Origin of the sequence: Luteimonas viscosa, assembly GCF_008244685.1 — a bacterium.
In the GTDB taxonomy this organism is placed as follows: domain Bacteria; phylum Pseudomonadota; class Gammaproteobacteria; order Xanthomonadales; family Xanthomonadaceae; genus Luteimonas; species Luteimonas viscosa.
Map to the genome: position 1 here is coordinate 1327754 of NZ_VTFT01000001.1, position 12459 is coordinate 1340212.

At 62.1% G+C, this 12459-nt stretch carries 6 protein-coding genes, 2 tRNA genes and 3 rRNA genes; 2 read left to right on the forward strand and 9 right to left on the reverse strand.

Going from position 1 to position 12459, the window contains the following annotated elements:
- Nucleotides 1–11: 11 nt before the first annotated feature.
- The 8 genes from FZO89_RS06025 to FZO89_RS06060 form a co-directional block, all read right to left on the reverse strand.
- Nucleotides 12–476, reverse strand: a complete 465-nt coding sequence (locus tag FZO89_RS06025) for a YbaN family protein (RefSeq protein ID WP_149102396.1) — start codon at nt 474–476, stop codon at nt 12–14.
- A gap of 96 nt (nt 477–572) precedes the next feature.
- Nucleotides 573–2738 (reverse strand): S9 family peptidase, encoded by a 2166-nt coding sequence (locus FZO89_RS06030; RefSeq protein WP_149102397.1) that lies wholly within the window; start codon nt 2736–2738, stop codon nt 573–575.
- A gap of 64 nt (nt 2739–2802) precedes the next feature.
- Entirely contained in the window at nt 2803–4920 is a 2118-nt protein-coding gene (locus tag FZO89_RS06035) for a prolyl oligopeptidase family serine peptidase (protein ID WP_149102398.1), read from the reverse strand.
- Between the two features lie 238 nt (nt 4921–5158).
- A 5S ribosomal RNA gene (rrf, locus tag FZO89_RS06040) occupies nt 5159–5271 on the reverse strand.
- A 146-nt stretch (nt 5272–5417) separates the two neighbouring features.
- A 23S ribosomal RNA gene (locus FZO89_RS06045) occupies nt 5418–8282 on the reverse strand.
- A 249-nt stretch (nt 8283–8531) separates the two neighbouring features.
- Nucleotides 8532–8607, reverse strand: a tRNA-Ala gene (locus FZO89_RS06050).
- Between the two features lie 4 nt (nt 8608–8611).
- Nucleotides 8612–8688: transfer RNA gene (locus FZO89_RS06055), tRNA-Ile, on the reverse strand.
- Nucleotides 8689–8759: 71 nt separating this feature from the next.
- Nucleotides 8760–10304: ribosomal RNA gene (locus FZO89_RS06060) — 16S ribosomal RNA — on the reverse strand.
- The 16S, 23S and 5S rRNA genes sit together here with 2 tRNA genes alongside, the layout of an rRNA operon.
- Before the next feature lie 555 nt (nt 10305–10859).
- Between FZO89_RS06060 and FZO89_RS06065 the strand changes: the two genes are divergently transcribed.
- Entirely contained in the window at nt 10860–11312 is a 453-nt protein-coding gene (locus FZO89_RS06065; protein WP_149102399.1) for a DUF192 domain-containing protein, read from the forward strand.
- 54 nt (nt 11313–11366) lie between these two features.
- A complete protein-coding gene (locus tag FZO89_RS06070) occupies nt 11367–12212 on the forward strand; it encodes a SirB1 family protein (RefSeq protein WP_149102400.1) in 846 nt (281 codons plus the stop codon).
- Nucleotides 12213–12223: 11 nt separating this feature from the next.
- On the opposite strand, the gene FZO89_RS06075 is transcribed toward FZO89_RS06070, so the two are convergent.
- Nucleotides 12224–12403: a rubredoxin gene (locus FZO89_RS06075; RefSeq protein ID WP_149102401.1), complete on the reverse strand. Its 180-nt coding sequence runs from the start codon at nt 12401–12403 to the stop codon at nt 12224–12226.
- Nucleotides 12404–12459: the final 56 nt, after the last annotated feature.

Genomic DNA, 12459 nt, shown 5'->3' on the forward strand with positions numbered 1-12459 from the left:
CGCCCGCCGGTTCAGTCCTCGGCCACGTCCGGTCGCGCCGTCTCCGGCTTCGGCTCCGGCCGGAACCACAGCCAGGTGCCGACCGTGGCCATGCAGGCGATCGGCAGCGCGATCATCCACCAGCGGTGACCGCCGCCCAACGCCATCACCGCGACCAGGACCCCCGCCGAAAACAGCATCGCCCAGGTCGCCAGCCACTTCGCCCGCCGGCTCACCGCCCCGTGCAGTTCCCAGTCCCGGATCGCCGGTCCGAAGCGCGGATGCGCATGCAGCCAGCGGTGCAGGCGATCGGAGCCGCGCGCCGCGGCCCAGGCCGCGATCAGCACGAACACGGTGGTGGGCATGACCGGCAGGAACGCACCGATGATGCCCAGGCCCAGGCTGACATAGGCGAGCAGCCACCAGGCCCAGCGGAAGCGGCCATAACGCTGCGCCTCGCAGTCGGGCGGGGGCCGGTGCGGGGCGTCGCGGTTCATGCGGGAATGCTCAGGCCCACGGGGCGCGAACGTCCGTGACCGGGACGCACGGCATGCCTCCGCTCCGCAGCGGCCTCCCGGCGGGAGGCCGCCGGCTCACTTCCCGGCCAGGCCCAGCTGGTCGAGCATGAACGCGTACATCTCCGCCTGCTCGCGATAGCGCCGGAACCGACCCGACTTGCCGCCATGCCCGGCCTCCATGTTGGTGCGGAACACGAGCGGGCCCGCACCGGTGTCGACGTCGCGAAGCCGCGCCACGTATTTCGCGGGCTCCCAGTACTGCACCTGCGAATCCCACAGACCGGTGCCCACGAACATCGCCGGATACGCCTGGGCCCGGAGGTTGTCGTACGGCGAGTACTTCATCATGTACGCGTAGTACGGCGCCTGCTCGGGGTTGCCCCACTCGTCGTACTCGTTGGTGGTGAGCGGAATGCTCGGGTCGAGCATCGTGGTCACCACGTCGACGAACGGCACCTGCGACAGGATGACCCGGTAGCGGTCCGCTGCCATGTTCGACACCGCGCCCATCAGCAGGCCGCCGGCGCTGCCACCGAACGCCGCCACGCGATCCTTCGCCGCATAGCCCTGCGCGACCAGGTGGTCGGTGACGTCGATGAAGTCGGTGAAGGTATTGATCTTGTTGAGCAGCTTGCCGTTGTCGTACCAGCGGCGGCCCAGTTCCTGGCCGCCGCGGATGTGCGCCAGCGCATAGACCATGCCGCGATCGAGCAGGCTGACCGTGGTCACGCTGAAGCCCGGGTCCATCGACATGCCGTAACTGCCGTAGGCGTACTGCAGCATCGCCGCGCTGCCGTCCTTCTCGAACCCCTTGCGGTAGACCAGCGAGACCGGGATCTTCTCGCCGTCGCGGGCGGTGGCCCAGACGCGCTCGGTGACGTACTGCGACGGATCGTAGCCGAGCACCGGCTGCCGCTTGAGCACGATGCGCTCGCCGGTGGCGGTGTCGAGCTCGTAGGTGGTCGCCGGCGTGGTCAGCGAGGTGTAGGTGTAACGCAGCTTCGTGGTGTCGTGCTCGGTGTTGGCCGAGAGACCCATCGAGTAGGCCGGCTCGTCGGCCTGCACGTACTCCTCCCTGCCGCCCGTGCCCAGGATGCGCACGCGTTCGAGCGCGTCGGAACGCTCGCCGATCGCGATGAATCCGTCGAACAGTTCGAAGGTCTCGAGGAAGACGGCGTCGTCGTGGGCGACGATGTCCTTCCAGTCCCTGCGCGACGTCGTACCGCTCGGCGCCTCGACCAGCTTGAAGTTCTTCGCGCCCTCGGCATTGGTGAGGATCACCCAGCGCCCGTCGAGGTGATCGGCCTGGTACTCGACGTCGCGCTCGCGGCTTGCCAGCACCGTGAACGCCGCCGGGTCCGCCGCGGGCGCGTAGCGCAGCTCGTCGGACACGGTGCTGCTGACCGCGATCACGATGTACCTGTCGTCACGGGTACGGTCGATGCCCATGTAGAAACTGTCGTCTTCTTCCTCGTAGACGACCACGTCGTCCCTCGGATCGGTACCGATGACGTGGCGCTTCACCCGCTTGGTGAGCAGCGTCTCCGGGTCGTTCTCGACGTAGAACACGGTGCGGTTGTCGTCGGCGAACACCAGATCGCCGGAGGTGCCGCGAAGCTCCTCCGGGTAAGCCTTGCCGGTGGCGAGATCGCGGAAGCGGAAGGTGTACTGGCGGCGGCCGTTGGTGTCGTCGGCCCAGGCCAGCACGTTGTTGTCCTGGCTGACCTCGTAGGCGCCGACGGCGTAGTAGTCCTTGCCCTCGGCCAGCACATTGACGTCGAGCAGCACCTGTTCGCCTGCGAAATCGCCGCGCTCGTTGGCCTGCTGGATCGAGAGCGCGTCGACGCCGCGCCCGTCCTTGCGCCGGGCGTGGATCGGGTAGTCCTTGCCGGTCTCGTAGCGGGCGTAGTACCACCAGCCGCGCTCGCGCGCGGGAATGGAGCTGTCGTCCTGCTTGATGCGGCCGACGATCTCCCCGTACAGCGCGTCCTCGAGCGGCCTGAGCGGCGCCATCACTTGGTCAGCGTAGGCATTCTCCGCCTCCAGGTAGGCGAGCATCGCCTTGTCCTCGCGCTCGTCGTCGCGCAGCCAGTAGTACTCGTCGTTGCGTTCGGCGCCATGCGGGGCCTTGACCACATGCGGGCGCTTCTCGGCGTCTGGCGGGGTGACGTCTGCGGCGATGGCGGAGCTGGCGGGAAGCGTCATCAGGATCGTGGTCGCGAGGATGAGGGCCGATTTCATGCGGAAATTCCGGCGGAAGGAAGGGGATCCCCGCGTTCCGGCACGGCCGGTACGCGGATCGGGGTCAGGGCTTTGTGAGCTGCTGCCACAGGAAGGTCAGATACAGTGCGTCCATGTGTGCGGCCTGGCGGTTGTCCGCGGCACCGCCGTGGCCACCCTCGATGTTCTCGTAGTAGCGCACGTCCTTGCCGGCCTCGGACATCCTGGCGTGCATCTTGCGCGCGTGGCCGGGATGCACGCGATCGTCGCGGGTCGAGGTCAGCAGGATCGTGGCCGGATAGTCCTTCGCCGGATCGAACAGGTGGTAGGGCGAGAACGTGCGGATGAACTCCCACTCCTCCGGCTTGTCCGGATCGCCGTATTCGGCCATCCACGATGCCCCGGCCAGCAGCTTGTTGTAACGCTGCATGTCGAGCAGCGGCACCTGGATCACGATCGCGCCGAACAGTTCCGGGTAATGCACCAGCATGTTGCCCGTGAGCAGGCCGCCGTTGCTGCCGCCGCGGATGCCGAGGTGCGCGGGCGAGGTCACCTTGCGGTCGATCAGGTCCCGAGCGACCGCGGCGAAGTCCTCGTAGGCCCTGTGCCGGTTCGCCTTCAGCGCCGCCTGGTGCCAGCGCGGACCGTACTCGCCGCCGCCGCGGATGTTGGCGACGGCATAGGTCCCGCCCTTCTCCAGCCAGCCCTTGCCGACGCCGCCGGAGTATCCGGGAGTCAGCGAGATCTCGAAGCCGCCGTAACCGTAGAGCAGCGTGGGGTTGCTGCCGTCGTAGGCGGTATCCTTCGGGCGCACCAGGAAGTACGGGACCCTGGTGCCGTCCTTCGAGGTGGCGAAATGCTGCTCGACGACGTGTTTCGAACCGTCGAAGAATGCCGGCTGGGTCTTGAGCACTTCCGGCATCGGCGCATCCTCGCCGGCGTCGCCCAGCATCAGCGTGGTGGGAGTAAGGTAATCGGTGACGGTGAGCCACAGGGCGTCGGATTCGTCGCTGTCCACCGCACTGGCGCCGATCGTGCCGAACTCGGGCACGCCGTCGAGCGATCGCCTCGTCCATCCGTCCGCACCGGGTGTCAGTACGAACAGGCGATTCTTGACGTCGTCCAGCACGTTGATCACGAGATGATTCTTCGTGAACGACGCACCGGCCAGCGAGGTGGTCCCGGTCGGCTCGAACAACACGTCGAACGCGCGCTTGCCGGCCATGTAATCGTCGAACCGGGCTGCCAGCAGCGAGCCGGCCTGATAGGTCCGGCCATCCACCGTCCACGGTTCGCGCAGTTCGAGTCCGAGCCATTCGCGCTGCACGGACTTCTGCGCCGAATTCGGCACGTCGACCCTGGTCAGCGAGCCGTCCGCGTTGCGCAGGTAAAGCTCGTCGTTGTAGAAGGCGATCGTGCGGACCACGAAATCACGCTCGTAGCCGGGGGTATGGTCGTGGCCGGCGGAGATGTACATGTCCTCCGGCGTGCCCTCGTAGACCACCTTCGCCGAAGACAGCGGCGTGCCGCGCTTCCATTCCTTGACGATGCGCGGATATCCCGAACTGGTGAGCGAACCTTCGCCGAAGTCCGTGAATGCGTACACGGTGTCTCGATCGATCCAGACCAGCGCGCCCTTCGCCTCCTCGCGGAAGAACCCGCCCTCGACCCAGGCCTTGTTGTCCAGGTCGAACTCGCGGGTGACATCGGCGTCCGCGCCGCCGCGCGAGAGCGCGACCAGGCAACGCCGGTAGTCCGGCCGCAGGCAATCGGCGCCGTGCCAGACCCAGTTCTCGCCTTCGGCCTTGTTCAGCGCGTCGAGGTCGATCAGCACCTCCCACTGCGGCCGCGGCTTGCGGTACTCCTCCAGGGTGGTGCGACGCCAGAGGCCACGCGGATTCTGCTTGTCCTTCCAGAAGTTGTAGTACCACTCGCCCTGCTTGTAGACACCGGGGATCTTGTCGTCGGAGTCGTAGATCGCCAGCAGTTCGGACTCCAGCGTCCTGAAAGCCGGCGTGGCGGCGAGCTCCGCCTCGGCTTTGGCATTCTGGGACTTCACCCATTCGAGTGCCTTCGGGTCTTCCACCCCTTCGAGCCACTGGTGCGGATCGGACACCGCGTTCTCCTCGTTAGCGTGGGCCACGCCTGCAGACAGGCCGATCGCGAGCGCAAGGACCGCGGCGGCGGGAATGCATTTCGACATGCGCACATCCGTCTTGAAAAGGTGCCCGAACGCTAGCACAGGCCCGCATGGGACCGCAGTGCCGGAAGTCGATCCGACCCCTCGCGTTCGCCCCCAATACGCGGTCGACAAGACTGTCAAACGCGGTCGTCTGGTGACGGCCCAAGCCAGCAGAACCATGGATCGGCGCGGCGACGGCAGCCGCTACCGCGCGCAAAGAAAAACCCCCAACCGCGAGGCTGGGGGTTTTGGGTAAAGACCCTGGCGATGACCTACTCTCGCATGCGGATGCACACTACCATCGGCGCATAAGCGTTTCACTTCCGAGTTCGGAATGGGATCGGGTGGTTCCACTCAGCTATTGTCACCAGGGAGACCGTGGAGGGTCGCCAGTCCCGTCGGCGGACGAATCCGCATGGACGAGCAGCGCTCACGCTCTCATTGGGTAGGGAAGTAGCGAACTGGTTTGGTCCGAACGTCCGCGACGTATCGCAGAGTCCAAGGCCACTTGAGGTTATATGGTCAAGCCGCACGGATCATTAGTACTGGTTAGCTCAACGCATTACTGCGCTTACACACCCAGCCTATCAACCACCTGGTCTTGATGGTTCCTTTAGGGGGCTTGTGCCCCGGGAGATCTCATCTTGAGGCGCGCTTCCCGCTTAGATGCTTTCAGCGGTTATCGCTTCCGAACATAGCTACCCGGCAATGCCACTGGCGTGACAACCGGAACACCAGAGGTTCGTCCACTCCGGTCCTCTCGTACTAGGAGCAGCCCCTCTCAAATCTCCAACGCCCATGGCAGATAGGGACCGAACTGTCTCACGACGTTCTGAACCCAGCTCGCGTACCACTTTAAATGGCGAACAGCCATACCCTTGGGACCGACTACAGCCCCAGGATGTGATGAGCCGACATCGAGGTGCCAAACACCGCCGTCGCTATGGACGCTTGGGCGGTATCAGCCTGTTATCCCCGGAGTACCTTTTATCCGTTGAGCGATGGCCCTTCCATACAGAACCACCGGATCACTAAGTCCTACTTTCGTACCTGCTTGATCCGTCGATCTTGCAGTCAAGCACGCTTATGCCTTTGCACACAGTGCGCGATGTCCGACCGCGCTGAGCGTACCTTCGAGCTCCTCCGTTACTCTTTGGGAGGAGACCGCCCCAGTCAAACTACCCACCATACACGGTCCCCGACCCGGATTACGGGCCCAGGTTAGAACGTCAAGCACGACAGGGTGGTATTTCAAGGATGGCTCCACCCCAGCTAGCGCCAGGGTTTCACAGCCTCCCACCTATCCTACACAGACGAACTCAACGTTCAGTGTAAAGCTATAGTAAAGGTTCACGGGGTCTTTCCGTCTTGCCACGGGAACGCTGCATCTTCACAGCGATTTCAATTTCACTGAGTCTCGGGTGGAGACAGCGCCGCTGTCGTTACGCCATTCGTGCAGGTCGGAACTTACCCGACAAGGAATTTCGCTACCTTAGGACCGTTATAGTTACGGCCGCCGTTTACCGGGGCTTCGATCAAGAGCTTCGCCTTGCGGCTGACCCCATCAATTAACCTTCCGGCACCGGGCAGGCGTCACACCCTATACGTCCACTTTCGTGTTTGCAGAGTGCTGTGTTTTTGATAAACAGTCGCAGCGGCCTGGTCACTTCGGCCTCCCCCAGCTATTCACCAGAAGAGGCGCACCTTCTCCCGAAGTTACGGTGCTATTTTGCCTAGTTCCTTCACCCGAGTTCTCTCAAGCGCCTGAGAATTCTCATCCTACCCACCTGTGTCGGTTTACGGTACGGTCTGCGTAAGCTGAAGCTTAGGAGCTTTTCCTGGAAGCGTGATATCGGCAGCTTCGTCCTGATGGACTCGTCCTTAGTCTCAACGTTGCGCCCCCGGATTTGCCTAAGGGCACCGCCTCAACTCTCTCACCGGGACAACCAACGCCCGGCCTGCCTAACCTTCTCCGTCCCTCCATCGCACTTACGCGAGGTGCTGGAATATTAACCAGCTTCCCATCGACTACGCATTTCTGCCTCGCCTTAGGGGCCGACTCACCCTGCGTCGATTAACGTTGCGCAAGGAAACCTTGGGCTTTCGGCGTGCGGGCTTTTCACCCGCATTATCGTTACTCATGTCAGCATTCGCACTTCCGATACCTCCAGCAGACTTCTCAATCCACCTTCGCAGGCTTACGGAACGCTCCTCTACCGCACATCACAAAGTGATGCACCCCAAGCTTCGGTTCTGTGCTTAGCCCCGTTAAATCTTCCGCGCAGACCGACTCGACCAGTGAGCTATTACGCTTTCTTTAAAGGGTGGCTGCTTCTAAGCCAACCTCCTGGCTGTCTGTGCCTTTCCACATCGTTTCCCACTTAGCACAAAATTTGGGACCTTAGCTGTGGGTCTGGGTTGTTTCCCTTTTCACGACGGACGTTAGCACCCGCCGTGTGTCTCCCATGCATTCCGTCTCGGTATTCGGAGTTTGCAATGGTTTGGTAAGTCGCAATGACCCCCTAGCCATGACAGTGCTCTACCCCCGAGAGGATTCACATGAGGCGCTACCTAAATAGCTTTCGAGGAGAACCAGCTATCTCCGGGTTCGATTAGCTTTTCACTCCTAATCACACCTCATCCCCTACCTTTGCAACGGGAGTGGGTTCGGGCCTCCAGTACCTGTTACGGTACCTTCACCCTGGGCATGACTAGATCACCCGGTTTCGGGTCTATTGCCTGCGACTATGCGCCCTTATCAGACTCGGTTTCCCTTCGCCTCCCCTATACGGTTAAGCTCGCCACAGACAATAAGTCGCTGACCCATTATACAAAAGGTACGCAGTCACCCCGAAGGGCTCCTACTGCTTGTACGCACACGGTTTCAGGGTCTATTTCACTCCCTTCACCAGGGTTCTTTTCGCCTTTCCCTCACGGTACTGGTTCACTATCGGTCGGTCAGGAGTATTTAGCCTTGGAGGATGGTCCCCCCATGTTCAGACAGGGTTTCTCGTGCCCCGCCCTACTCAATTTCATCGAAATGGCCCTTTCGCATACAGGGCTGTCACCTTCTATGGCCGGCCTTTCCAGGCCGTTTTGCTAAAACCAAATCGACTTTTGGGCTAGTCCCCGTTCGCTCGTCACTACTAAGGGAATCTCGGTTGATTTCTTTTCCTACGCTTACTTAGATATTTCAGTTCACCGCGTTCGCCTCGTACAGCTATGTATTCACTGCACGATACCCCTTGCGGGGTGGGTTTCCCCATTCGGACATTGCCGGATCAAAGCTTGTTGCCAGCTCCCCGACACTTTTCGCAGGCTACCACGTCCTTCATCGCCTCTGACCGCCAAGGCATCCACCGTGTGCGCTTATTCGCTTGACCATATAACCCCAAGTCGCCTCGGAGTTAGCAAGTGCCCGTGGTTACAAGCCACGGACGCGAATATTGCAACGACTCAAATATAAGGAATCTTTCGATTCCCGCCTTAGCCTCATACGACACGTTTTGGACAATCGTCTCAAACGCTCGCTACTTCCCTATTTTTCAAAGAACGCGACACCGGCTTCAACGCCGGAGTCGCTTCAATCTTTATGTGTGCGCGCAATCCGTCCATCTGACGCTTACAGAACCTGGTGGAGCCTGTCGGGATCGAACCGACGACCCCCTGCTTGCAAAGCAGGTGCTCTCCCAGCTGAGCTAAGGCCCCGAAGTGGTGGGTCTGGGAGGACTCGAACCACCGGCCTCACCCTTATCAGGGGTGCGCTCTAACCACCTGAGCTACAGACCCGGTCTGTTTGTGCGGATTGTGCAGGTTACTTGTGCGGACGCCTGACAGGCAATTAGCTGTCTTTAGTCTCAAAAGGAGGTGATCCAGCCGCACCTTCCGATACGGCTACCTTGTTACGACTTCACCCCAGTCATCGGCCACACCGTGGCAAGCGCCCTCCTTGCGGTTAGGCTACCTGCTTCTGGTGCAACAAACTCCCATGGTGTGACGGGCGGTGTGTACAAGGCCCGGGAACGTATTCACCGCAGCAATGCTGATCTGCGATTACTAGCGATTCCGACTTCACGGAGTCGAGTTGCAGACTCCGATCCGGACTGAGAGAAGGTTTCTGGGATTGGCTTGCCCTCGCGGGTTTGCTGCCCTCTGTCCTTCCCATTGTAGTACGTGTGTAGCCCTGGCCGTAAGGGCCATGATGACTTGACGTCATCCCCACCTTCCTCCGGTTTGTCACCGGCGGTCTCCTTAGAGTTCCCACCATTACGTGCTGGCAACTAAGGACAAGGGTTGCGCTCGTTGCGGGACTTAACCCAACATCTCACGACACGAGCTGACGACAGCCATGCAGCACCTGTCTCACGGTTCCCGAAGGCACCAATCCATCTCTGGAAAGTTCCGTGGATGTCAAGGCCAGGTAAGGTTCTTCGCGTTGCATCGAATTAAACCACATACTCCACCGCTTGTGCGGGCCCCCGTCAATTCCTTTGAGTTTCAGTCTTGCGACCGTACTCCCCAGGCGGCGAACTTAACGCGTTAGCTTCGATACTGAGTTCCTAGTTGAACCCAACATCCAGTTCGCATCGTTTAGGGCGTGGACTACCAGGGTATCTAATCCTGTTTGCTCCCCACGCTTTCGTGCCTCAGTGTCAGTACTGGTCCAGGTGGCCGCCTTCGCCACGGATGTTCCTCCTGATCTCTACGCATTTCACTGCTACACCAGGAATTCCGCCACCCTCTACCGTACTCTAGCCCGCCAGTATCCAATGCAATTCCCAGGTTGAGCCCAGGGCTTTCACATCAGACTTAACGAACCACCTACGCACGCTTTACGCCCAGTAATTCCGAGTAACGCTTGCACCCTTCGTATTACCGCGGCTGCTGGCACGAAGTTAGCCGGTGCTTATTCTTTGGGTACCGTCAGAACAATCGGGTATTAGCCGACTGCTTTTCTTTCCCAACAAAAGGGCTTTACAACCCGAAGGCCTTCTTCACCCACGCGGCATGGCTGGATCAGGCTTGCGCCCATTGTCCAATATTCCCCACTGCTGCCTCCCGTAGGAGTCTGGACCGTGTCTCAGTTCCAGTGTGGCTGATCATCCTCTCAGACCAGCTACGGATCGTCGCCTTGGTGGGCCATTACCCCGCCAACTAGCTAATCCGACATCGGCTCATCCAATCGCGAGAGGTCTTGCGATCCCCCTCTTTCACCCGAAGGTCGTATGCGGTATTAGCGTAAGTTTCCCTACGTTATCCCCCACGACAGGGTAGATTCCGATGTATTCCTCACCCGTCCGCCACTCGCCGCCCAGGGAGCAAGCTCCCCTGTGCTGCCGTTCGACTTGCATGTGTTAGGCCTGCCGCCAGCGTTCACTCTGAGCCAGGATCAAACTCTTCACTTAAATTTTTCGGACTTGCGTCCAATACTTCGAGTGCAGTCGTCGACCTGAGCTCCAATTACTCGCTTGCATCTGCATGCATTTGAATCTTTGTTGCTCTTGGTACGAACGTCTGCTAGATGGACAGTCATCCACCGGCCAGACGCCCGCACAAGTTACCTGCGCACACTGTCAAAGATCTTCGGAAGCAGGCCTCAGCGCCTCGCCTCCACCCCGTCGGCGTTTCGCCTCAGGGAGCCGCACATGATAGCGCGGTTTTTGCTTTCGTCAACACCTCGTGAAGAGGTTTTTTGACTTCCCTTCAGCTTCGGCCCGAAGGCTTTCCGTCGAAGGGAGCCGCACATTCTAGCCCGTTTTTTTGGGCCGTCAACACCCTCGAAACGAGGATTTTGCGGTCCGCAGGGCGTTGGTTCGTTGCCGACTCCAGCGCCCCTGGCAGTGCGGGGGCGCGCATTCTGCACGTTCGCCGCGGCCTTGCCTAGCCCCCGGCTCCGGCCACCTTGACGTGGCCCGCCAGCCTGGCCGATGTTGCGTCCGGTCGCCCCCAGGAAACCTGCCATGCGGCTCATATCACACGTCGCCGTTCTCCTCCTGCTCGCATCGGCGGCAGGCTGCGCCAGCGCGGATGGCGCGTGGGTGGAGCTGGGCGGACAGCGCTATGTCGTCGAGGTCGCCGACGACGACGCGGAACGCGCGCGCGGGCTGATGTTCCGCGATTCACTCCAGCATGGCCACGGGATGCTCTTCATCCACGACCGCGAGGAGCCCCTGGCCTACTGGATGAAGAACACCCGGATCGCGCTCGACATCCTCTACTTCGACGACGAACTGACCCTGGTGTCGCAGCGCCGCGACGTGCCGCCGTGTTCGGCGGGCAATGCGTGCCCGACGTATCCGAGCAGCGCGCCCGCGCGCTACGTGCTGGAACTGAATGCGGGCGAGGCCGCGCGTCTGCAGCTGAACGACGGCGCGCGGATGCGCGTCTCGCCGGCCCTGCAGGATGCGCCCTGAATCCAGGACCGGCAAGCCTTGCACACGTGGCGCACGCAGCGCAGTCTTGCCTGTATGGACGCGATCGACCCACTGCCCGCCTGGTCCGCGCTGGCCGCGCTCGATGACGAGGCTCTGCCGCTGCTCGACGTCGCCCTGCTGATCGCGCGCGACGAATACCCGGACCTCGAGCCGCGACGCTACGTGCTGCAGGTCCAGGGCCACGCCTCGCACCTGCGCAACGTGCTGGACCGCGAGTCGCACCCCGCGCTCAAGATGCGCGCGATCAACCAGTACCTGTTCGAGGAAGTGGGCTACGCCGGCAACCACGACGAGTACTACGACCCGCGCAACAGCTACCTCAACGAGGTGTTCGAACGGCGCCTGGGCAACCCGATCTCGCTGGCGCTGGTGCAGATGGCGGTCGCGCGGGAAGTGGGCCTGCCGCTCGACGGAGTCTCGTTTCCAGGCCACTTCCTGGTGCGCCTGCCGGTGGACGACGGGGTGCTGGTGATGGATCCCTTCAACCGCGGACGCCCGCTCGACGTGGACGAGCTGCGCCAGCGCGCACGCGCGCACCTGGGCGGCGACGTGCCCGACGACGATGCGCTGTCGCAGATCCTGTACCCGGCGTCGAACCGCGCGATCCTGGTGCGCGTGCTGCGCAACCTGCACGGCGTCTACCAGGAGCGCGGCGACTGGGACCGCGCCACGCGCAGCGCCGACCGCGTGCTGAGCCTGGTGCCGGACAACCCGGAGGCGCTGCGTGACCGCGGCATCGGCTACCTCGAGCTGGGACACGTCGCAGGGGCGCGCGAGGACCTGGGTCGCTACCTGCTGCGCCATCCGCGCGCCGACGACGCCAGGGACATCCGGCTGCGCCTGATCGAGACCGGCCAGCGCACCGCGCGGCTGCACTAGCCGGGCGCTGGCTAGAGCGTCACCATCTCGAAATCGTCCTTGGTGACGCCGCAATCCGGGCACGTCCACGTTTCCGGCACATCTTCCCAGCGGGTGCCGGGCGCGATGCCGTCGTCGGGCAGGCCGGCGGCCTCGTCGTAGACGAAGCCGCAGACGACGCACATCCAGCTGCGGTAGGGCGAGTCGTTCATCGGATAATGGGACGTGCATCAGGAGGATTCATGCCATTGTCCCATCCCGCGCAGCG

Excerpts from the sequence above, each read along its gene's own strand:
- FZO89_RS06075 (WP_149102401.1), bottom strand. The coding sequence starts at position 12,403 with ATGAACGACTCGCCCTACCGCAGCTGGATGTGCGTCGTCTGCGGCTTC.
- FZO89_RS06030 (WP_149102397.1), bottom strand. The coding sequence starts at position 2,738 with ATGAAATCGGCCCTCATCCTCGCGACCACGATCCTGATGACGCTTCCC.
- FZO89_RS06035 (WP_149102398.1), bottom strand. The coding sequence starts at position 4,920 with ATGTCGAAATGCATTCCCGCCGCCGCGGTCCTTGCGCTCGCGATCGGC.
- FZO89_RS06025 (WP_149102396.1), bottom strand. The coding sequence starts at position 476 with ATGAACCGCGACGCCCCGCACCGGCCCCCGCCCGACTGCGAGGCGCAG.
- FZO89_RS06070 (WP_149102400.1), top strand. The coding sequence starts at position 11,367 with ATGGACGCGATCGACCCACTGCCCGCCTGGTCCGCGCTGGCCGCGCTC.
- FZO89_RS06065 (WP_149102399.1), top strand. The coding sequence starts at position 10,860 with ATGCGGCTCATATCACACGTCGCCGTTCTCCTCCTGCTCGCATCGGCG.